Source organism: Microbacterium sp. NPDC059771, from assembly GCF_042732495.1.
GTDB classification, from domain to species: Bacteria; Actinomycetota; Actinomycetes; order Actinomycetales; family Microbacteriaceae; genus Microbacterium; species Microbacterium sufflavum.
In genome coordinates, this window is record NZ_JBHWHK010000002.1 from 656,514 (window position 1) to 677,307 (window position 20,794).

Here is a 20,794-nt window from a genome sequence, read left to right on the forward strand (position 1 = left end):
TCCCTGTATTTCCGGGGGATGGCGGGCGTTGCGTCTCACGGCTCGGCGGGGCTCAGGTAGTGGAACACGGTGCGGATGGCGGTGCCGTCGATGGTGTGCATGGCGAGCCCCGGCATCGCCGTGTCGTCGGCGATCGGATTGACCCTGCTTCCCAGTCGCATCGTGGAGACGATGCCCGGGGCACCGAGCACCGGTACCCCGGCGAACGACGCGGCGAGGGCGGAGTGCACGTGCCCGGTCAGGACGCCGATGATTCGTGCGTTCCCCACGATCAGCGCCTCCAGGTCGCTCGTGTTCTCGAGATTCCACCCGTCGGCGACATCATGCCCGACGGGCACCGGTGGATGGTGCAGTGCGAGAAGGGCGGTGCCGGGGGCCGAGCTCGCTGCGTGCCGCGCGAAGTCGATCGTGTCCGGCGTGAGGTGGCCTTCGACGCGAGCATCGAGGTGCGAGTCCAGCCCGATGACGCGCACCTCGCCCACGTCGATGAAGCCCGACAGGGCCGGGTTGAGACCGGCCTGGGCCTGGGAGTGGAGCATCGTCTCGCTGTGGTCGTGATTCCCGGGTACGACGATCGTCGGTATGTCCGCCGGGAGGGTCGCGAACAGTTGGGCGTACTCCTCGGCGGCGCCGTGGTCGGCAAGATCGCCGCTGAGGACGATCGCATCGACGTCGGGGAGGGAGGACACCGCTGCGAGCACTGCCTCGAGCCGGCGCAGTCGGTGCGGAGATGTGTCCAGATGCGGGTCGCTGAGGTGCGCGATCAGAGTCATGAGTCGCCCTCCGGTCGCTGGGGTGCGTCCACGAGGCCGAGGAACCCGCGGACGGCGGCGCGCATCATCTCCTCGTCCCCCGTGGCTCGCGACAGGACATACCCGCCCTGGATCACCGCGACCGCGGCCGTAGCCCGGTCGCGCGCGACGCCCCCATCGAGTCCCTGCTCTTCGAAGACGTCGGCGACGAGACCGATGAGGTCGAGGAAGTAGCGGGCGACGGAGGCGCTGAGCTCCTCGTCGGCCGCGACGAAGGGGTCAGCCGTGAGGCGACCGATACGGCACCCCGAGGTCGCCTCGCGGGGACGTTCGAGATACGCGGCGATCCTCGCTCGCGGCTCGGTGTGGGCGTTCAGGGCGTCGGAGGACGATGCCAACGCTTCATCCACCGAACGGCCGACGGCAGCGAGCGCCAGGTCGCGCTTCGAAGGGAAGTGGTGATAGAGGCTCCCGTGTCCCACACCGCTTCGCTCGATGACCTGCCGCGGGGTGGTCGCCGCCACCCCGTTGGCGGCATACAGCTGTTGCGCCGCGCGTAGCAGGGATTCCCTCGCATCTGTGCTCATAGAAGGATCATGCCATACCTAGAGGTAGGTATGGCGAGGTCGTGCACTGCCGCGGCCGCGCCATTTGCGTAACACTTTGGCGAGTGTTATGTTACTTACGTGCAGGTGGCCGGCACCCCGCCCCGGCCACCTGCGCGCATCTGTTCAGGCCTCCTACGGCCGCCCCGTTCGCAGGAGGCTGACGATGGACGTTCCCGAGTGGCAGCAGGGCTACCCGTATTCGGAAAAGCTCTCCCGCGCGGAATACGAGACCGAGAAGCGCCTCCTCCAGATCGAGCTGCTCAAGCTGCAGGCGCATGTGAAGCACAGCGCGGAGCGGGTGTTGGTCCTGTTCGAGGGGCGCGACGCAGCCGGCAAGGGCGGGGCCATCAAGCGCTTCATGGAGCATCTCAACCCTCGCGGGGCCCGGGTGGTCGCTCTCGACAAGCCGACCGACGCCGAGCGCACGCAGTGGTACTTCCAGCGGTACGTGGCCCATCTGCCGTCCGGCGGTGAGATGGTCCTCATGGACCGTTCCTGGTACAACCGCGCCGGGGTCGAGCGCGTCATGGGGTACTGCACCGATGAGGAGTACCAGGAGTTCCTCCGAACCGCTCCGGAATTCGAGCGGATGCTGGTGGGCTCGGGCATCCGGCTGATCAAGCTCTGGTTCTCGGTGGGTGAGGCGGAGCAGCGCCGCCGGTTCGACCGCCGTCGCGAGGATCCGGTGAAGCAGTGGAAGCTGAGCCCCACCGACATCGCGAGCATGGACAGGTGGGCCGACTACACCACGGCGAAGGAAGCGATGTTCTTCCACACGGACACCCCGGTCACGCCGTGGATCGTGGTGCGCTCGAACGACAAGAAGCGCGCACGGCTCGAGGCCATCCGCTACGTGCTGTCGCGCTTCGAATACGACGGAAAGGACGCGCGGGTCGCACACGCGCCGGACAGCCGTCTCGTCGGGCGTCCGTCGCAGATCTACGACCAGGGCGAGTCCGCCGCGTAACGACGGTGACGGAGCGGCGTCACGCGGGAATGCCGAGTATCGCGATCGCGGTTGTGATGAGCATGACCCGCATCGGCAGCAGTGACCTCGACGTCTTCCCCCTCGCCCTCGGTGGCAACGTGTTCGGCTGGACCGCCGATCGCGACGCATCCTTCGCCGTCCTCGACGCCTATGTCGACGGTGGCGGCGACTTCATCGACACAGCGGACTCGTACAGTGCGTGGGTCCCGGGGAATCGGGGCGGGGAGAGTGAGGAGATCATCGGGGAGTGGCTGGCTTCCCGCCGTCCGCGGGGTGTCGTCGTCGCGACCAAGGTGAGCCAGCATCCGGACTTCTCCGGGCTCTCCGCGACCACGGTGCGCGCCGCAGCGGAGGCGTCGCTGACGCGGCTGGGCGTCGACGAGCTGGACCTGTACTACGCGCACTTCGACGACGAGACCGTTCCGCTGGAGGAGACGGTCGCCGCGTTCGGCCAGCTGGTCAGCGACGGCCTCGTGCGACACGTGGGGGTGTCGAACTACTCGGCCGAGCGCATTCGCGAGTGGGTCGACATCGCCGGGCGGCTCGGGGTCGCGCAGCCGATCGCGATCCAGCCGCACTACAACCTCGTGCACCGCAACGTCGTGGAAGACACCATCATCCCGGTCGCCGAGGAGTTCGGACTCGGGCTGGTGCCCTACTACGCCCTGGCGAGTGGGTTCCTCACCGGGAAGTATCGCTCGACCGACGCCAGCGGCGAGGCGTCGCCGAGGGCCGCGGGTGCCGCGCGCTACGCCACCGACCAGGGCCTGCGCGTCCTCGACGCGCTCGGCGAGGTCGCGCACGCCCGCGGAACCTCGATCGCCGCGGTGTCGCTCGCCTGGCTCCGGGCCCAGCCGACCGTGGTCGCCCCGATTGCGAGCGCCCGCTCCGTGGATCAGGTGCCCGACCTGCTGGAGGGCGCACGGCTCGAGCTGTCGTCCGACGAGGTGCACCGTCTGAACGATGTCTCGGCGTGGACGCCGACCTCCACCGCCTGAGTCGTCAGTCGCCGACGAGTCCGAGCCGATGCGCGAGGATGACCGCGTGGATGCGATCGCGGGCGTCGAGCTTGGCCAGCACCCGGCCCACGTGCGTCTTGACGGTGGACTCGCCCACATAGAGAGCGCGCGCGATCTCGGCATTGGTCAGGCCCTGACCGATCGCCAGGAACACCTCCTGCTCCCGGTCGGTCAGCGAGGCGTAGCGGGACGCATCCGCGCGGTCGGGCTCCGCCGGTGTCCCGGATCCGAGCCGCGGCCCCACGTGCTCGAGCAGCAGGCGGGTGATGCGGGGGGAGAGCGCGGCGTCCCCACGGTGCACGGCCCGCACCGCTGCGAGCATCTCGTGGCGCTGCGCGTCCTTGAGGAGGAACCCGCTCGCTCCCGCGCGGATCGCCCCGAACGCGTACTCGTCCAGGTCGAAGGTCGTGAGCACGAGCACGCGGGTCTCCGGGTGGTCGCGCACGATGGCCGACGTGGCGGCGATGCCGTCGAGTTCGGGCATCCGGATGTCCATGAGCACGAGGTCGGGCGCAAGGGCCGCGCTCTGGGCGATCGCCGCGCGGCCGTCCTTCGCCTCCCCGACGACCACGATGTCGGGTTCGGACTCGAGCACCATCCGGAAGCCGAGGCGGATCAGCTCCTGGTCGTCGACGAGGAGCACGCGGATCGGCGATGTCATGAGGGGTCCTCCGGGGTGGGTGTCGTCGCGGGGACGACCGGGCTGAGGGGCAGTCGGGCGTGCAGGCGCCATCGGCCGGGACCGTCCGGTCCGGAGTGCAGCCGGCCGTGGACATGCGCCGCGCGTTCGGTGAGTCCGCGGAGGCCGAAGCCGCCCGCGCCGACGTCGGTGCCGGAGACGCCGTCGTTGACCACCTCGACGCGGACCTCGTCGTCGGAATAGCCGATCGAGACACCGATCATCGAGACGGCAGGAGCGTGGCGCATGGCGTTCGTCACCCCCTCCTGCACGATCCGGCCCAGTGCGTGGGCGACGGACGGCGGGACGTCGGCGGTGCCCGTCACCGTGAGCGTCACCGGGTACCCCGCGCGCTGGGCGGCTTCGACCGTCTCCCGCGGCTGGGCGGGCTCGACCGGCGCGAGGGGAGGCGGCGAGCCGTCGTCGCGCAGTACGCCCAGCATCGATCGCATCTCCGTCAGCGCGCTCCTGGCCGTCTCGGCAGCGGTCGAGGCTGCCGCGCGGGCCTGCGTGTGATCGGGGGTCGCGGCCGCACCCTCCGACAGGGCGACGATCACCGTCAGCGAGTGCGACACGATGTCGTGCATCTCGCGGGCGATCCGCGCGCGCTCCGCGGCCGCCGCCAGCTGGGCCTGTTGATCGCGTTCGACCAGGAGTTGCCGCGATCGGTCGATCACCGCGTCGATGTATCGCTGGCGATTGCCGACGTTCACGCCGATCAGAGTGCCGATGAGACCGAGGACCACGGTGCTCAGGACCGTGTTGAGGCCCGACTGGAGGGTGACGCCACCGGTCAGCAGCAGCGCGCCGGCGACCGCCGACACCGCGGCGACACCCCAGCCGAAGGCCGCCCAGGCCGCGCGCGACGACCCGTGGACGGCGAGGGAGAAGCCCGCGATCAGGAGCAGCGGGCTGCTGCCAGGAGACCCCGCGAGCAGAAAGAACACGTCGAGTGCGTACGCCGCGACCGCCGGGAGCAGGGGGAGCCGCCGTCGCCACAGCAGCGTGGCACAGGCGGCGAGGACGGCCAGGGGCCAGACGATCGCACGGACGACGGCCCACGGCTCCGGCAGAGCGTCCAGACGCGCGGCCGGTGTCAGCGTGAGCAGGACGCAGAGCGCCGTGAGGAGGACGTCGGCGACCACGGGGTGCCGCGCCCAGAAACGTCGGAACACCCCGGGCGGACGCGGAAGCCGCAGCTCCTCGTCCTCACGGATCGAGTCGCTGCGGCTGCGCGTTCTCCTCACGGGCCGACTCTACGCGTCGCGCGTGCGCAGGACCGCCCATGCGGCCAGCAGCGCTCCGACCACCCAGCAAGCGAGCGTCAGAAAGGCGACGGGGGCCTCGAGCGCCGCTCCCTCACCCGGGAGGATCGCGCTCTGCGCGGCCGCCACCGGAAGATAGGTCGCGGCATCCACCACCCACGCCCACGCCTCACCGGCCATCGAGAAGAAGTTCCCGACGATCGGCAGCACGAACAGCAGGCCCACCGTCGCGGCGATCGCGCCGGCGCCCGAGCGCAGGATGAACCCGAACGCGACGCCGATCAGTGCGAACACCGACATCGACAGGGATGCGACCAGGATCGGCAGGAACGACGCCGACGGGTCGGACCAGTCGATGCTCTGATCGCGGGAACCGACGATCATCCCGACCGCCACGGCCGCGACACCGAAGATCGCGAGCGAGGACACGAACAGGAACAGCGCCAGCACGAGCGACTTCGCGAGCAGGACGGCCCCGCGCACCGGAACGGCCGTGAGGGTCGAGCGGATCATGCCGGTCGAGTACTCGCCGGTCACCGCGATCGCGCCGATGATGCCCGCCAACAGCATCGTGAACTGGATCGGCATGACCACGGCCTGGATGGGGTCGAACCCCGGAACGTCCACCGCCTGGGCGATCAGCATGGCGATGCCGATCGTGAGGACGGCGGCGATCGCGATGGACCACCACGTGGACCGCAGCGTGGTGAGCTTGATGGTCTCGCTGCGGACGGCCCGGAAGAAGGTGAGCCGGCGACCGGTGTCGACGCGCGGTGTCGTGGCGACGGGGGCCTGCGTGGTCATGAGAGCTCCTTCGTGCGGTACTCGACGGCGTCGCCGGTGAGAGCGAGATAGGCGTCCTCGAGAGAGCCGGTGGTGGGCGTGAGTTCGTGCAGGGGGATACCGCGTTCGGCAGCCAGGTCGCCGATGCGTGCGGCCGGGAGACCGACGATGTCGAGCAGATCCGGCGCGGAGCTGACGATCTCGACGTCCGGCGCCCCCACGGCCGCGGCGAGCTCCGCGGGACGCGGCGTGCGCACCCGAACGGTGTTCCTGGTCCACGAACGCACGAGGTCCGCGAGGGGAGCATCGGCGAGGACACGCCCGCGTCCCATCACGATCACGTGGTCGGCGGTCTGCGCCATCTCGCTCATCAGGTGGCTCGACAGCAGCACGGTCCGCCCCTCGGAGGCGGCGTGGCGCACGAACTGCCGCACCCAGCGCACACCCTCGGGGTCGAGACCGTTGACCGGCTCGTCGAGGATCAACGTGTGCGGGTCACCCAGCAGAGCCGAGGCGATCCCGAGGCGCTGGCCCATGCCCAGGGAGAACTTCCCGGCGCGCTTGCGGGCGACGGAGCCGATGCCGGCGAGGTCGATCACCTCGTCGACCCGCGAGTCGGGGATGCCGTGGGTCGCGGCCATCGCCCGCAGATGATTCCTGGCGCTGCGCCCGGTGTGCACGGCCTTCGCGTCGAGGAGCACCCCGACCTCGGTGAGCGGGGCGCGGAGCTTGCGGTATTCGCGCCCGCCGACGGCAGCGCGACCCGAGGTGGGCCGGTCGAGTCCGACGATCAGGCGCATGGTCGTCGACTTCCCGGCACCGTTCGGGCCGAGGAACCCGGTGACCGTGCCCGGCTGGACGGTGAACGACACGTCGTCGACGGCCGTCTTGTCTCCGAACCTCTTGGTGAGGCCTTCTGCTGTGATCATGTCGCCCACGCTACGGACGGCGCCCGCCGCGCGCGTCCGCCCGCGGTACCTTTCCGCGCGCTCCGCATCCTCCCCCGGATGGATGAGAGACCGCTTGCGCGGGGGCGCTGTCCGGGGCCACCATGCTGCGCCCGTGAGCGCCGTGAGCCGTCGGGCTCCGGGGCTCGGATAGGGTCGACGGGTGACAGACGCCCGTCGACTCCCCGCGCCCCTGGCCCTCGGCGGAGCCGTCGCCATCGGCGTCATGACCGCCATCCAGGCGCGGATCAACGGGGTGCTGGGCGTACGGGTCGACAACGGCGTCGTCGCGGGCTTCCTCTCCTTCTCGGTCGGGCTCGTGGCGCTCGCGGTCGTGATCGCGCTCCTGCCGTTCGCCCGTCGCGGTGCCGTACGGCTATGGCGGGGGATCCGCGGGCGCTCCGTCCCGTTCTGGATGCTCCTCGGCGGCGCGTGCGGGGCCCTCACGGTCTCGACGCAGGGGCTCACAGCGGGCGTCCTCGGCGTCTCGCTGTTCACGGTCGGCGTGGTGGCGGGGCAGACGCTCCACGGCCTGGTGCTGGACCGGATCGGCTTCGGGCCCGCGGGCGTCGTCGCGGTGACCCCCGGTCGCCTGCTCGGTGGGGCGCTGGCGCTCGCCGCGGTCGCGATCTCCCTGTCGGGCGACGTCCTGGCGTCCGCTCCGCTGTGGATGCTGGTGCTGCCGTTCCTCGCGGGAGTGGGCATCGCCTGGCAGGCTGCGACCAACGGGCGTTTGGCGCAGCGCGTGCAGTCGCCCATCGCCGCCACGCTCATGAGCTTCATCGCCGGGACGGTCGTGCTCGCGGTCGCCGCGGCCCTGAGCGTCGCGCTGCGCGGAGCGCCGGACCCCCTCCCGGCCGAGCCGTGGCTCTACCTCGGCGGGTTCCTCGGTGCCGCGTACATCCTGCTCGGCGCGTTCATCGTGGCTCACACGGGTGTGCTGCTGATGGGGCTCGGCTCGGTGCTGGGCCAGCTGGTGACCTCGGTGGTGATCGACGTGCTGTGGCCTGCGGAGGCGGGACCGGCGCTGTGGCAGGTGATCGCGATGGTCGTCGTCGCGGTGGCGTCGGTCGTCGTGGCAGTGCCGCGGCGTCGTCGCCGGTGACTACGCGGGGTTCTCCTTCGCGGCCTTCTTCTTCGCCTTCTTGGCGGCCTTCTTCGCCTTCTTCTTCGCCTTCTTGGCGGACTTCTTCTCCGCGTTCGCCTCGGCCTTCTTCTCGTTCTCGGCGGGCTCGGCGGCGGCGACGGCCGGTTGGGTCGAGGGGAGACGCGTCAGCAGTCTGCGCGCGTCGACGGCCTTGCGTCGGCCCGGCGACTTCCCCGGCGGTTTGTCGCCGACGTACAGCCAGCCCAGCAGCTCCTCGTCGTCGGCGAGGCCGTGCATCGCCGCGACCGGGTGCGACCGCGTGTAGTGTCCGGTGCGCCAGATCACACCCCACCCTGCTTCGTCCAGCAGGAGGCTGAGCACGTGGGCGACGCCGGAGGCGACGGCCTCCTGCTCCCACCGCGGCACCTTCTCGCTCGGCTGGTAGCTGGCCACCACCGCGATCAGCAGGGGGGCGCGCAGCGGCTTCGTCGAGGGGGAGTCGTCGCCCTGCGCCTGGGCGATCGCTGCTCCGAGGGCCTCTCGATCGGCGCCGCGCAGCTCGATCAGCCGCCACGGTCGCAGCGAGGAGTGATCGGCGACGCGTCCGGCCGCGGCCACCAGGGCCAGCAGTTCTTCCCGCCCGGGCGCGGTGTCTCCGACCTTCGACCAGGACTGTCGTGCGCGGACGGCGTCGAGCGCGCTCACGACTCGTCTGGCGTGAAGTTCAGCGCGATCGAGTTCATGCAGTAGCGGTCGCCCGTGGGAGTGCCGAAGCCGTCGGGGAACACGTGCCCGAGGTGCGAGCCGCACGTCGCGCAGCGGACCTCGGTGCGCACCATGCCCAGGCTGTCGTCCTCCAGGAGCTCCACGGCGTCGGGCCGGATCGACTCGTAGAAGCTGGGCCACCCGCACCCGGAGTCGAACTTGGTGCCGCTCTTGAACAGCTCGGCGCCGCACGCTCCGCACGTGTACAGGCCGGCGCGCTCCTCGTCGAGCAGTTCTCCGGTCCAGGCGCGCTCGGTCGCGGCCTGGCGCAGCACCGCGTACTGCTCTTCGCCGAGCTCCTTGCGCCACTCGTCTTCGGTCTTGTCCACGCTGTACGACATTGCGTCCTCCTCGGGTCCTCTCCATTCTCCACGCTGCGGCGGTGTCTCGGCGCTGCGCGTCAGAATGGACGCATGACCGACCCGATCCGGGAGCGCTATGCCCGCTTCGCGCGCGACGAGGCCCCCGGGCGCAGCGCCCTGTACGGGGAGTGGGCGGCCGGCGTCAGCGATGACGAGCAGCTGCGCGATGTGCTGCGTCGCATCCCGGAGACGCACCGCCAGCCACCGCTGGTGTTCGCGGTGTCCCGGCTGCTGGGCGCCCCGCTCGAGGACTACGCGGCGTGGCGCGCCTTCGTCCTGGCGCACGCCGACGTGCTCGTGGCCGAGTGCGCGGCGCGGTCCCTGCAGACGAACGAGCCGCTGCGGCTGGCGGCGCTGCTCCCGGTCCTCTCCGAGATCGAGGGGCCGATCGCGCTTCTCGAGCTCGGCGCATCGGCCGGTCTCTGCCTGTACCCAGACCGGTACTCGTATCGCTACGTGACGGCCGAGGGCTCCGAACGGCTCGCCGTCGACCCGCACGACGGTCCCTCCCCGGTCGTGCTGCAGAGTCGGGTGACGGGGACGATGCCGAGTGTTCGCCTGCCCGAGGTCGTGTGGCGGGGCGGCATCGATCTCGCACCGCTCGATGCCGCGGACGACGGAGACCGGCGGTGGCTGCGCGGGCTCGTGTGGCCGGGGGAGTCCGGGCGCGAGCGCCGCATCGAGGCCGCGCTCGACATCGTCGCAGCCGATCCACCGCTGCTGCTCGCCGGCGACGCGGCCGAGAGGCTCGAGGAGCTCCTGGCGATGATGCCTGTGGGTGCCACCCCCGTCGTCACGACGCCCGGGGTGCTCGTCCACATCCCCCGCCGTGCGCGCGAGGCTCTCGTCGCGCAGATCCAGGGGCTGCCGGCGCGATGGATCACGATCGACCCACCCGGACTGCTCGACGTGTGGCGGCCGTCCGTGGACGCGACGACATGGTCCGGCTTCGTGGTCGCGCTCGACGGCAGGGTGCGGGCGGCGGCCGACCCGCTCGGGCGATGGTGGGAGTGGCGCGCGGGCGATGGCGTCGTCGCGTCCTAACCTGGAGCCATGCTCGGAGACCTCACGGAACGCGACCGCGCGATCCTCGCCCTCGAAGCCGCCTGGCCGCGGCACGGCGGCATGAAGGAAGAGGTCATCCGCAGCACCCTCGGCATGAGCGCGGCGCGCTACTACCAGCTGCTCGGACGACTCATCGACTCCGAGGCGGCCCTGGCGTTCGACCCGGTCCTGGTGCGGCGGCTGCGACGGCTCCGCGACACCCGGGGCACCCGAAGGGCGGCGCGCATGCCCGGCTTCGTCGGCTGACGGACCCGCTTCGCTCCGCTCGCTGGCCTCCGTCGCGGATTGCCAGCATCGTGCCGCTAGCATCGAGGGGTGTCCAAGCCCTCCCGTGACCGATTCGATGACGTTCCCCGCGCCTCCGGACGCGTCGGGGCCCACCGCGCGGAGGCTCCGGGCATGAACGGCTGGGTGGTCCTGCTGTGGTCCTTCGTGGCTGCGCTCGTCCTGATCATCGCCGGGATCTTCGGTTCGCTGGTCGTCATGGGGCGCATCGAGCTGTTCCCCGAGGCAGGCCCCAGCGCGGTGCCGACACCGGAGGAGACGGGTGTGATCGACCCGAGCTACTCGGTCATGATCCTCAACGCGACCCCTGATTCCGGCCTCGACGACCAGATGCGTGACACTCTCATCAATGCCGGCTGGCCGGCGGGAATCGTGTTCGCCACGGACAGCGCGAGCGACGACTTCGCCACGACGACCATCTACTACGTCGACGACGCGGACGAGCAGGCGGCCGTGGGTCTCGCCGGGGTGATCGGCGGCGCTGCGGTGAAGCAGGATGACTTCTACGCCGATCTGAACGAGACGGGCGGCAAGCAGCTCACCGTCGTGATCGGCCTCGATCGCTCAGCGTCGGCGCCGGAGCAGTCCGAGGAGACTCCCGCTCCCTGACGCCCCTCCACAGGCGGGCGACGCGGCTTGCACTCGATGGTGTCGAGTGCCAGAATGGCGTTAGCACTCTCTCACTCTGAGTGCTAAACCCACCGTCTACGTCCAGGAGGGACGACAAAACTCATGGCAAAGATCATCGCCTTCGATGAGGAGGCCCGCCGCGGCCTCGAGCGTGGCCTCAACATCCTCGCCGACGCGGTCAAGGTGACCCTCGGCCCGCGTGGTCGCAACGTCGTGCTCGAGAAGAAGTGGGGCGCCCCCACGATCACGAACGACGGTGTCTCCATCGCCAAGGAGATCGAGCTGGACGACCCGTACGAGAAGATCGGCGCGGAGCTCGTCAAGGAGGTCGCCAAGAAGACCGACGACGTCGCCGGTGACGGCACGACGACCGCCACGGTGCTCGCCCAGGCCCTGGTCCGCGAGGGTCTGCGCAACGTCGCGGCCGGCGCCGACCCCATCTCCCTCAAGCGCGGCATCGAGAAGGCCGTCGCCGCCATCACCGAGGAGCTGCTGAGCAGCGCGAAGGAGATCGACTCCAAGGAGCAGATCGCCGCGACCGCGTCCATCTCGGCGGCAGACCCGGCCATCGGTGAGCTGATCGCCGAGGCGATCGACAAGGTCGGCAAGGAGGGTGTGGTCACCGTCGAGGAGTCGCAGACCTTCGGCACCGAGCTCGAGCTCACCGAGGGCATGCGCTTCGACAAGGGCTACCTGAACCCGTACTTCGTCACGGACCCGGAGCGCCAGGAGGCCGTGTTCGAGGACCCGTACATCCTCATCGCCAACCAGAAGGTCTCGAACATCAAGGACCTCCTGCCCATCGTCGACAAGGTGATCCAGGACGGCAAGGAGCTCGTCATCATCGCCGAGGACGTCGAGGGCGAGGCTCTGGCGACGCTCGTGCTGAACAAGCTCAAGGGCATCTTCAAGTCGGTCGCCGTCAAGGCTCCCGGCTTCGGCGACCGTCGCAAGGCGCAGCTGCAGGACATCGCGATCCTCACCGGCGGCCAGGTCATCACCGAAGAGGTGGGCCTGAAGCTCGAGAACGCGACGCTCGACCTGCTGGGTCGTGCCCGCAAGGTCATCGTCACCAAGGACGAGACCACGATCGTCGAGGGTGCCGGCGAGGCCGACCAGATCGAGGGTCGCGTCACGCAGATCCGTCGCGAGATCGAGAACACCGACAGCGACTACGACCGCGAGAAGCTGCAGGAGCGCCTGGCGAAGCTCGCCGGTGGCGTGGCCGTCATCAAGGCGGGCGCTGCAACCGAGGTCGAGCTCAAGGAGCGCAAGCACCGCATCGAGGACGCCGTGCGCAACGCGAAGGCGGCCGTCGAGGAGGGCATCGTCCCCGGTGGTGGCGTCGCGCTCATCCAGTCCGGCACCAAGGCGCTCGACGCCCTGTCCCTCGAGGGTGACGAGGCGACCGGTGCGAACATCGTCCGCGTGGCGATCGAGGCTCCGCTCAAGCAGATCGCCCTCAACGCCGGTCTCGAGCCGGGTGTCGTCGCCAACAAGGTCTCCGAGCTCCCCGCGGGCCAGGGCCTCAACGCCGCCAGCGGCGAGTACGGCGACATGTTCGCACAGGGCATCATCGACCCGGCGAAGGTCACGCGCTCCGCGCTGCAGAACGCCGCGTCGATCGCCGGCCTGTTCCTGACGACGGAGGCCGTCGTCGCCGACAAGCCGGAGAAGGCTGCCGCTCCCGTGGGTGACCCCTCGGGTGGCATGGACTTCTGATCCCGCTGCATCCACAGAAAGCCCCCGGCTCCGGCCGGGGGCTTTCTGGTGTTCACGGGAAGTGAAGCCGACGCTCAGCGGAACATGCTCGCCGAGTACTGGTCGGCGTCGGCGTACTGCGTCGCGACGGAGCCGAGCGATGTGCCGATGCCGTCGAGCACCTGCTCGACGTGGAGCTGCGCGCCCTGCCACTGCTCGGCACACCCCTGGAACGCATTGGACGCGGTTCCCACCCACGACGACTGCAACTGCCTGAGCTGCGCCATGAGCGTCGATGACTCGGCACGGAGACGCTCGATGGTCGCGCGGGTGGAGGCGTGCGCGGCGTGCATGGCATCGGTGTCGACGGTGAATACGGTCATGAGGAACTCCTTCATCTCGGAGCTTCCGACGGTAGGTGAGGCCACGTCGATGGAGCGGACGGGAGGCGGGTCACCCCTGCGTCCTGGGGACACCTCGTCCGCTCACGACTCCGTGCAGAGCCAGCGCCGCGCGTCGCAGTCAGGGCAGGTCGAGCGGGTCGAGCGGTTGCGTGTCTTCGAGCAGGTGGGCCGGCGTGGCCTGGGCCGGTGCCAGGGGCAGCGTGACCGTGAAGGTCGCTCCGCCCCCCGGGCTCTCGGAGACCGCGATGTCGCCGTTGAGCGCCTTCAGGATGGAGGCCACGATCGCCAGGCCCAGCCCGGATCCGCCGGTCTCCCTCGCCCGCGAAGTGTCCGCTCGCCAGAACCGCTCGAAGATCTGCTCCCGGATCTGCGGCGGCACGCCTTCGCCGTGATCGACGATGGCGATACTCGCCGTTCCCGCCAGGCGATCCGAGTCCACGACGATCTCGATGGGGCTGTCGGCGGGGGAGAAGCGCCGCGCGTTGCCCAAGAGGTTGGTCACGACCTGGCGCACCTTGTTCTCCTCGCCGAGCACGATCGGCGGTGTCCGCACGGGAATGTCCTGCACCTCGCTGAAGTCGATGGCCGGCGGTTCCTCGTTCTGCTTGGCGCGGCGGCGCAGCCGGGACAGCGGTGCGAGCGGCCGCACGCGCGGGGTCGTGCGCTCGGGCTCGATCGGGACGATCGGCGTGCGCACCGGCGCCGTGGGGACGTTCTCCAGCGTCCGGTCGATCACCGAGATCACCCGGCCGGGTGCTGCCGCCCGTACGTCGAGCGCCGCGTCGCGCGCGATCGGCCGGAGGTCGAGCGGCTCGATCGTGGGCTCGCGCTCCTCATCGAGCCGAGCCAGCGCCAGCAGGTCTTCCACCAGCACCCCCATCCGGATCGCTTCCTTCTCGATGCGCTCCATGGCCCTGGCGGTGTCCTCTTCGCCCGTGATCGCGCCCATGCGATAGAGCTCGGCGTAGCCGCGGACACTCACGAGCGGGGTGCGCAGCTCGTGGCTCGCGTCTCCGATGAAGCGTCGCATGTGCTGCACGGTCCGGTCGCGCTGCGCGAGGGAGCGATCGACGCGGTCGAGCATCGTGTTGATCGCGGCATTGAGGCGGCCCACCTCGGTGGTCGGTTCCAGGTCGGTGAGGCGCTGTCGGAAGTCGCCCGCCGCGATCGACATGGCGGTCTGCTCGACCTGCCCCAGCCGCCGGAACGTCAGCGTCACCAGGCCGCGCGTGAGCAATGCGGCGACGAAGATCGTGATCAGCGCGATCGTGATGTAGATGCCGAAGTACTGGCTGATGATGCGATCGGCCTCGGCCAACGGCAGAGCGACCATCTGGATGCTGAGCGGCGTGCCCTCCTGCTGCACCAGGGCGACGGCCCCGTGGTAGACGCTGCCGTTGTCCCCCTCGAGCGCGAGCACCTTGTCCTCGTTCGCCTGTGCCTCCGAGAGCGAGTACTCCGCGGGGAAGAAGGGGGCGCGACCCGACGCGCTGGGGGCCGTGGCGCGCAGCGCGCCCTCCGCGTCGTACACCGCGAAAGAGAAGTCGCGGGGCTTCTCGTCGCGGGGCGTGTAGGTCGTGACGCCGTCGATCGTCGTGGTGTCGAAGTAGCGCTCGATCAGATCGCTCGTGACGAGGGCAGGAAGTTGCGCGTTGATGTTCTCCACGAGCGCGTTGCGCAGCAGCGGAACCGTACCGATCCCGGCCACCAGCAGACCGAGCGCGAGCACGGCGACCGTGACGCCGGTGACCTTGGCGCGGAGGCTGATCCGCCGCCACCACGTGGTCACCGCATCCGGCTCGTGCGCCATGCGGCCCTCCCTGCTGTGGCGATCCCGCCGTCGAGGGCGGATCCGTGCGTGGTCGTCAGACCGTCTTGCCGACCTTGAGCATGTAGCCGAAGCCGCGCTTCGTCTGGATCAGCGACTCCTCCGTGTGCGGGTCGATCTTCCGGCGCAGGTAGGAGATGTAGCTCTCGACGATGCCGGCATCGCCGTTGAAGTCGTACTCCCAGACGTGGTCGAGGATCTGAGCCTTCGACAGCACCCGGTTGGGGTTGAGCATCAGGTAGCGCAGGAGCTTGAACTCGGTCGGGCTCAGCTCGATCGGCTCCTTGCCGACGTAGACGTCGTGGGTGTCCTGATCCATCGACAGCTCGCCGGCGCGGATGATCGACTCCTCGTCGGCCTGCATGGTGCGACGGAGGATGGCCTGGGCGCGGGCGACGATCTCGTCGAGGCTGAACGGCTTGGTGACATAGTCGTCGCCGCCGGCGTTGAGGCCTTCGATCTTGTCGTCCGTGCCGTCCTTGGCGGTGAGGAACAGGATGGGAGCGGTGAAGCCGGCGCCGCGGAGGCGCTTGGTCACGCTGAAGCCGTTCATGTCCGGCAGCATGACGTCCAGGATGATGAGGTCCGGCTCCTCCTCGAGGACGGCCGAGATCGTGGCGGCGCCGTTGGCGACCGTCTTCACCTGGAACCCGGCGAAGCTGAGACCCGTGGAGAGCAGGTCGCGGATGTTGGGCTCGTCGTCGACGACCAGGATGCGCGCAGCAGTCATGTCCCCATTATGGTGACTTCGGCCATGCGGTTGCTGATTACCTTCGGAGCGCCGGAAGCCGCGCCGCCGAGGCTAGGCGGCCGCGGCGATCGCGTCCGCGTCCATGATCGTGTAGCTGTAGCCCTGCTCGGCGAGGAACCGCTGGCGGTTCTGCGCATAGTCCTGGTCGATCGTGTCCCGAGCGACGAGCGTGTAGAAGCTCGCCGTGTGTCCGGACTGCTTGGGACGCAGGAGCCGTCCGAGCCGCTGGGCCTCCTCCTGTCGGGAGCCGAACGAGCCGGACACCTGGATGGCGACCGAGGCCTCGGGCAGGTCGATGGAGAAGTTCGCCACCTTCGACACCACGAGCAGCGAGATGTCGCCCTCGCGGAAGGCGCGGTACAGTTCCTCGCGCTCCTCGACCGGCGTCGATCCGGTGATCTGCGGTGCGTTCAGCGCATCGGACAGCGAGTCGAGCTGATCGAGGTACTGGCCGATCACGAGGATCTGCTCTCCCTCGTGCTTCGCGATCAGCTCGCGGACGGCGTCGATCTTGGCGGGCGCCGACGCGGCGAGGCGGTAGCGTTCGTCATCGGTCGCCGCGGCGTACTCCAGCCGGTCGCTCGGCGGAAGGTCCACGCGCACCTCGTAACAGACGGCCGGGGAGATGAACCCCTGCGCCTCGATCTGCTTCCAGGGAGCGTCGAAGCGCTTCGGCCCGATCAGGCTGAAGACGTCGCCCTCGCGGCCGTCCTCACGAACGAGCGTCGCGGTCAGGCCGATGCGGCGGCGGGCCTGGAGGTCGGCGGTCAGCTTGAACACCGGCGCGGGCAGGAGGTGGACCTCGTCGTACACGATGAGGCCCCAGTCCAAGGCGTCGAGCAGCGCCAGGTGCGCGTACTCGCCCTTCCGCTTGGCGGTGAGGATCTGGTAGGTCGCGATGGTGACCGGCTTGACCTCCTTCGACTGCCCCGAGTACTCGCCGATCTCCTCCGGTGTGAGGCTGGTGCGCTTGAGCAGCTCGTCGCGCCACTGTCGCGCCGAGACCGTGTTGGTCACGAGGATCAGCGTCGTCGTCTTCGTCGCGGCCATGGCCCCGGCCCCGACGATCGTCTTGCCCGCGCCGCAGGGGAGGACCACGACGCCGGAGCCGTCCTTCGCGAAGGCGTCGACCGCGTCCTGCTGGTACGGGCGGATGTGCCAGCCGTCCTCGGCGAGCTCGATCTCGTGCGGAGTGCCGGGCGTGTAGCCCGCGAGGTCCTCCGCGGGCCAGCCGATCTTCAGCAGCTCCTGCTTGATCTGTCCGCGGGCCCACGCGTCGACCACGAAGGTCTCGGGAGTCGGGTGGCCGATCAGCAGCGGCTGGATGCGCTTGTTGTTCGCGACCTGCGCCAGCACGGCGGGATCGGTCGACCGCAAGATCAGCACGCCCTCGTCGTCGCGCTCGATGACGAGCCGCCCGTAGCGGTTGACGGTCTCGCGCAGGTCGACGGCGACCGACGGGGGCACCGGGAAACGCGACCAGCGGTCGAGCGTCTCCAGCATGTCTTCTGCCGTGTGCCCGGCGGCTCGCGCGTTCCACAGTCCCAGGCGGGTGATGCGGTACGTGTGGATGTGCTCCGGCGCGCGTTCCAGCTCGGCGAAGATCGCGAGCTCGTGTCGGGCGCTCTCGGCATCGGCGTGGGCGACCTCGAGCAGCACGGTGCGGTCGCTCTGGACGATCAGGGGGCCATCAGACATAGCTGACCAGTCTACCGGCCGTCCGGAGGGCAGGGCCTCACGGGGCCACGACGGTCGCCGCGCGGATGCTCGACACCGGGAGCGTGCGCTCGACGTCGGCGGCCCTGTCGCGGCCGCGCAGCCGTCCGCCGCCGATACCCGTGGCCTCCAGGAGCAGGTCCCGCGTGGATCCGTCGGGCATGCCGACCGTCACACGCAGGACGGCCTTGGCTCGCACCGCGGCTTCGAGCTCCCGGTCGAGCCAGGCGGCATCGGCGTCCGGACCCTGGCGATCGCGCAACCGGGCGATCAGCGGGTCGTAGTCGTCAGCGGGGTCGTGTCCGTCGGCCGGGGGAGCGGCGGGGTGGCGGTCGCGCACGACGATCGCTCCGTCCTCGTCGACGAGGCTCGCCGGGTAGCGGGCGTCCGTCAGCGCCCAGTACACGGTGTCCTGTGCCACTCGCGTGGTGAGCGAGCCCACGTGGGCTGTGAGCGCGAGCGGTCGGAGCGCCTGATCGACCGCGAGGGCTTCCAACACGTGCGGGTCGCTGCTCTCGATCCGGGTGCGCCCCGTCTCGCCGTCGACGGACACCCGGATGAGACCGTGCCGTTGGGCGGTCTGCGCCACCAGGTAGCCCAGCGGCTGGGGTATTCCGGTGAGGGAGATCGCGCCGAGGAAGTCGAGGATGGAGTGTTCGCTCTCCCCGGTGGCGAAGGCGTGGGCCACCGACTCGGCGGTGAACCGGTAGGAGGAGGCCTGTGCAGCGGACTCCCGGACGGCGATCGTGCGCAGTCGCACGTCGAGGGCGGGCTGCAGCGGACCGGGAGCGATGGCCGTGAGGTCGTTCTGGAGGAAGATGCGGTCGACCTCCGCCGGGAGCTGTGCGACGAGGGTGCGGGCGTCGGCGGGCTCTCCGCATCGGAGCGGCGCGGCCCAGGGGGGCTCGGTGCCGTCGTCGGCGATCAGACCGATCAGCCGGGCCGATTCCGTGAGCTCTGCGGCGTGTTCCGTCCAGGCGGCGTCCCAGGGGTGCGCGAGCGGCCACTGCGACACCGGGATCCACCCGGCAGTCGCCGGGCGAAGACCGCGCGGCAGGGAGTCGCGGAAGGCGGTCGCGAGGAGCGTCCAGCGGGCGGCGACGGAAGAGCGCAGCCATTCCTCGGCGAGCGCGGTCGTCCGCAGTCGACGGTCGACCGGGGCCGCCAGCCGGGCACGGACGGCGAGTCCGGAGAGCAGGTCGATGGCCTCGGTGGGCAGCCCGGCCTCGGCGAGCTGCCGCTTCTCGCCGGCGCTCACCGCTCCGCCGAGCAGGAGGGCGAAGGGCCGTTCCCTGGCGATGAGGAGGAGGTCGGCGAGGCGCGCGACCGTGGTGAAGGCGCGCTCGGCGGCGTGAGCGGACGTGGCCTCGGAGGACGGCGCGGGGGGAGTGGCGTCGATCGGCGTCGGCCGCGCGCGGCCTTCGACCAGCAGGTCCACGGGCGGCTGCGGTGTCCCGTCGGCGCGCAGGAGGGCGAGGGCGACCAGTCGCTCGCGGCCCTCGCCCGGCTGCTCACCGGCGACGGCATCCACGAGGGACGCGGCCTCCGCGGCGGTGAGTGCCGGGAGGACTCGGCTCAGGGAGGACGGTTCCAGCAGGGCCTCGGCCGCATCGAAGAAGTCCTGCCACGTCGCGTCGGGGCGTACGCCGCGGGCGGCGAACAGCTCCCGGAGCTCGGCATCGCTCGCTGCGGCCAGGCGGTCGGCCAGCGGTCGTGCGTGCGTGCTCATCGGCGGGGGCTCAGCGACGCGATTGCGCGCGACCCTTCCGGACGAAGCTCATGATCAGCAGGGTGATGATCAGCACGAACGCGAGTGGCAGCCCCCAGTAGGGGATCGCGGCGACGACCGGCCACGCGCCTTCACCGAACGCGGCGCGGTCCATGCCCGTGGCGGTGCCGATGATGATCGCGAAGAAGCACACCACGGAGGCGGCGGCGATCCCGAGTGCGGTGAACGCCAGGATGCGATCGATCCGGCGGATGGGGACCTCCGGTCCGGGGCTCTGCGTGCTCATCCGCTCCAGACTACTCGCCCCGGCGCGGTCGGTTCCGTTCGCCCCGCGACCGGTAGGCTGGACGCACGCGCACGAGCGCGCTCTATTCTGCTTTTCGATACCAGCGAGGTTCACCCATGCCCACCGGCAAGGTCAGGTTCTACGACGAAGACAAGGGTTTCGGCTTCATCGCCAGCGATGACGGCCAGGACGTCTTCCTGCACGCCTCCGCGATGCCGGCCGGCACCGCGATCAAGGCGGGTGCGCGCGTGGAGTTCGGCGTCGCCGATGGCAAGCGCGGCCTGCAGGCGCTGTCCGTGCGGGTGCTCGAGGCCCCGCCCAGCCTGGCGAAGGCCAAGCGCAAGCCCGCCGACGACATGGCGATCATCATCGAAGACCTGGTGAAGCTGCTCGACGGCATCGGCGGCGATCTGCGTCGCGGGCGCTACCCGTCCTCCGGTCACGGCCGCAAGATCGCAGCCGTTCTGCGCAAGGTCGCTGATGACCTCGAAGCCTGAGGCTGACGCCCGCCTCGTCGAGGCCCATGATCTCGCGCTCGCAGCGCTGCGCGAGTTCACTCCCGCGTCCACCATCGGGCCGGCCGCCGGATACATCGCAGAGGAAGACGGATCGGTCTCGCTGCGCTTCGAGAACCGACTGGCCGGATATCCGGGGTGGTACTGGACCGTGACGGTGGCCCGCGTCGACGACGAAGAGCCCACGGTGCTGGAGGCCGAGCTCCTGCCGGGCGACGGCGCACTCCTCGCGCCCGAATGGGTGCCCTGGGCCGAGCGCCTGGCGGAGTATCGCGCGCACCAGGCCGAGCTCGCCGACGCGGCTGCGGCGGCAACGGACGGCGATGACGGCGACCGGACAGACGGAGCCGCGGACGTCGAACTCGACGATGTCCTGGACGACGAGCTCGACGAGGATGACGACGAGGCGTCCGACATCCTTCACGCCGGCGACCTCGACGGCGTCGACATCGACGAGCTCGACGACTCCGCATCCGACGACGCGGAGGACGACGACGCGGATGTCGACGACGCCGACGAAGACGACGACGCCGAAGACGAAGACGAAGACGCCGACGACGCCGAAGACGACGACGCCGACGTCCGCGGTGCGGACGCCGGCGAGGTCGACGAGGAGGAGTGAGTCCCGG

23 protein-coding genes are annotated in these 20,794 nt (G+C 70.2%); 9 read left to right on the forward strand and 14 right to left on the reverse strand.

All coding sequences use genetic code 11. From position 1 onward, the window contains the following. Window positions 1-35: 35 nt before the first annotated feature. On the reverse strand, window positions 36-773 hold the full coding sequence (locus ACFV3I_RS17075; RefSeq protein ID WP_378823739.1) for a metallophosphoesterase: 738 nt from the start codon (window positions 771-773) through the stop codon (window positions 36-38). Next, window positions 770-1,339, reverse strand: a complete 570-nt coding sequence (locus tag ACFV3I_RS17080) for a TetR/AcrR family transcriptional regulator (protein WP_378823741.1) — start codon at window positions 1,337-1,339, stop codon at window positions 770-772. The genes ACFV3I_RS17075 and ACFV3I_RS17080 overlap by 4 nt, the downstream gene beginning before the upstream one ends. A gap of 184 nt (window positions 1,340-1,523) precedes the next feature. Between ACFV3I_RS17080 and ppk2 the strand changes: the two genes are divergently transcribed. Together ppk2 and ACFV3I_RS17090 are read left to right on the forward strand one after the other, a co-directional pair. After that, entirely contained in the window at window positions 1,524-2,327 is an 804-nt protein-coding gene (gene ppk2 / locus ACFV3I_RS17085; RefSeq protein WP_206252979.1) for a polyphosphate kinase 2, read from the forward strand. A gap of 62 nt (window positions 2,328-2,389) precedes the next feature. Next, a complete protein-coding gene (locus tag ACFV3I_RS17090) occupies window positions 2,390-3,346 on the forward strand; it encodes an aldo/keto reductase (RefSeq protein ID WP_378823773.1) in 957 nt (318 codons plus the stop codon). Window positions 3,347-3,350: 4 nt separating this feature from the next. On the opposite strand, the gene ACFV3I_RS17095 is transcribed toward ACFV3I_RS17090, so the two are convergent. From ACFV3I_RS17095 to ACFV3I_RS17110, 4 genes are read right to left on the reverse strand one after another with little or no spacing between them, the layout of a single operon-like run. Further along, complete coding sequence (locus ACFV3I_RS17095) at window positions 3,351-4,028, reverse strand: response regulator transcription factor (protein WP_136031517.1); 678 nt, start codon at window positions 4,026-4,028, stop codon at window positions 3,351-3,353. Beyond that, a complete protein-coding gene (locus ACFV3I_RS17100) occupies window positions 4,025-5,293 on the reverse strand; it encodes a sensor histidine kinase (protein WP_378823743.1) in 1,269 nt (422 codons plus the stop codon). The genes ACFV3I_RS17095 and ACFV3I_RS17100 overlap by 4 nt, the downstream gene beginning before the upstream one ends. A gap of 9 nt (window positions 5,294-5,302) precedes the next feature. Further along, window positions 5,303-6,115 (reverse strand): ABC transporter permease, encoded by an 813-nt coding sequence (locus ACFV3I_RS17105; protein WP_378823745.1) that lies wholly within the window; start codon window positions 6,113-6,115, stop codon window positions 5,303-5,305. Continuing rightward, a complete protein-coding gene (locus ACFV3I_RS17110) occupies window positions 6,112-7,023 on the reverse strand; it encodes an ABC transporter ATP-binding protein (RefSeq protein ID WP_136036449.1) in 912 nt (303 codons plus the stop codon). Before ACFV3I_RS17110 ends, ACFV3I_RS17105 begins: the two co-directional genes overlap by 4 nt. A gap of 211 nt (window positions 7,024-7,234) precedes the next feature. On the opposite strand from ACFV3I_RS17110, the gene ACFV3I_RS17115 reads away from it, so the two are divergent. Further along, window positions 7,235-8,146, forward strand: coding sequence for a DMT family transporter (locus ACFV3I_RS17115; RefSeq protein ID WP_378823775.1), 912 nt, complete (start codon window positions 7,235-7,237; stop codon window positions 8,144-8,146). On the opposite strand, the gene ACFV3I_RS17120 is transcribed toward ACFV3I_RS17115, so the two are convergent. Continuing rightward, window positions 8,147-8,833 (reverse strand): nitroreductase family protein, encoded by a 687-nt coding sequence (locus tag ACFV3I_RS17120; protein ID WP_378823747.1) that lies wholly within the window; start codon window positions 8,831-8,833, stop codon window positions 8,147-8,149. After that, window positions 8,830-9,234, reverse strand: a complete 405-nt coding sequence (gene msrB, locus ACFV3I_RS17125; RefSeq protein ID WP_136037075.1) for a peptide-methionine (R)-S-oxide reductase MsrB — start codon at window positions 9,232-9,234, stop codon at window positions 8,830-8,832. The genes ACFV3I_RS17120 and msrB overlap by 4 nt, the downstream gene beginning before the upstream one ends. 72 nt (window positions 9,235-9,306) lie before the next feature. Between msrB and ACFV3I_RS17130 the strand changes: the two genes are divergently transcribed. The 4 genes from ACFV3I_RS17130 (at window position 9,307) to groL (ending at window position 12,957) form a co-directional block, all read left to right on the forward strand. Next, complete coding sequence (locus ACFV3I_RS17130; protein ID WP_378823749.1) at window positions 9,307-10,299, forward strand: DUF2332 domain-containing protein; 993 nt, start codon at window positions 9,307-9,309, stop codon at window positions 10,297-10,299. A 9-nt stretch (window positions 10,300-10,308) separates the two neighbouring features. Beyond that, window positions 10,309-10,566: a DUF3263 domain-containing protein gene (locus ACFV3I_RS17135; RefSeq protein ID WP_136031532.1), complete on the forward strand. Its 258-nt coding sequence runs from the start codon at window positions 10,309-10,311 to the stop codon at window positions 10,564-10,566. Between the two features lie 69 nt (window positions 10,567-10,635). Further along, complete coding sequence (locus tag ACFV3I_RS17140; RefSeq protein WP_206252986.1) at window positions 10,636-11,214, forward strand: LytR C-terminal domain-containing protein; 579 nt, start codon at window positions 10,636-10,638, stop codon at window positions 11,212-11,214. A 123-nt stretch (window positions 11,215-11,337) separates the two neighbouring features. Next, window positions 11,338-12,957: a chaperonin GroEL gene (gene groL / locus ACFV3I_RS17145; protein WP_136037073.1), complete on the forward strand. Its 1,620-nt coding sequence runs from the start codon at window positions 11,338-11,340 to the stop codon at window positions 12,955-12,957. 74 nt (window positions 12,958-13,031) lie between these two features. On the opposite strand, the gene ACFV3I_RS17150 is transcribed toward groL, so the two are convergent. From ACFV3I_RS17150 to ACFV3I_RS17175, 6 genes are all read right to left on the reverse strand, one after another. Next, a complete protein-coding gene (locus ACFV3I_RS17150; RefSeq protein ID WP_136031536.1) occupies window positions 13,032-13,319 on the reverse strand; it encodes a WXG100 family type VII secretion target in 288 nt (95 codons plus the stop codon). A gap of 139 nt (window positions 13,320-13,458) precedes the next feature. Then, window positions 13,459-15,150: a HAMP domain-containing sensor histidine kinase gene (locus ACFV3I_RS17155; RefSeq protein WP_206252990.1), complete on the reverse strand. Its 1,692-nt coding sequence runs from the start codon at window positions 15,148-15,150 to the stop codon at window positions 13,459-13,461. A 55-nt stretch (window positions 15,151-15,205) separates the two neighbouring features. Next, the gene (locus ACFV3I_RS17160) at window positions 15,206-15,898 is read right to left on the reverse strand and encodes a response regulator transcription factor (RefSeq protein ID WP_136031539.1); all 693 of its coding nucleotides are present in this window, start codon (window positions 15,896-15,898) and stop codon (window positions 15,206-15,208) included. 72 nt (window positions 15,899-15,970) lie between these two features. Continuing rightward, the gene (locus ACFV3I_RS17165) at window positions 15,971-17,617 is read right to left on the reverse strand and encodes a DNA repair helicase XPB (protein ID WP_136046254.1); all 1,647 of its coding nucleotides are present in this window, start codon (window positions 17,615-17,617) and stop codon (window positions 15,971-15,973) included. Between the two features lie 37 nt (window positions 17,618-17,654). Continuing rightward, window positions 17,655-19,364, reverse strand: a complete 1,710-nt coding sequence (locus ACFV3I_RS17170; protein ID WP_378823753.1) for a helicase-associated domain-containing protein — start codon at window positions 19,362-19,364, stop codon at window positions 17,655-17,657. 10 nt (window positions 19,365-19,374) lie between these two features. Further along, a complete protein-coding gene (locus ACFV3I_RS17175; protein ID WP_136031545.1) occupies window positions 19,375-19,650 on the reverse strand; it encodes a multidrug ABC transporter ATPase in 276 nt (91 codons plus the stop codon). A gap of 116 nt (window positions 19,651-19,766) precedes the next feature. On the opposite strand from ACFV3I_RS17175, the gene ACFV3I_RS17180 reads away from it, so the two are divergent. Both ACFV3I_RS17180 and ACFV3I_RS17185 read left to right on the forward strand, forming a co-directional pair. After that, a complete protein-coding gene (locus ACFV3I_RS17180) occupies window positions 19,767-20,147 on the forward strand; it encodes a cold-shock protein (RefSeq protein ID WP_136031547.1) in 381 nt (126 codons plus the stop codon). Continuing rightward, window positions 20,131-20,787 carry a DUF3027 domain-containing protein gene (locus tag ACFV3I_RS17185; RefSeq protein WP_378823755.1) on the forward strand — a complete coding sequence of 219 codons (657 nt, stop codon included), beginning with the start codon at window positions 20,131-20,133 and terminating at the stop codon, window positions 20,785-20,787. The genes ACFV3I_RS17180 and ACFV3I_RS17185 overlap by 17 nt, the downstream gene beginning before the upstream one ends. Window positions 20,788-20,794 lie beyond the last annotated feature (7 nt).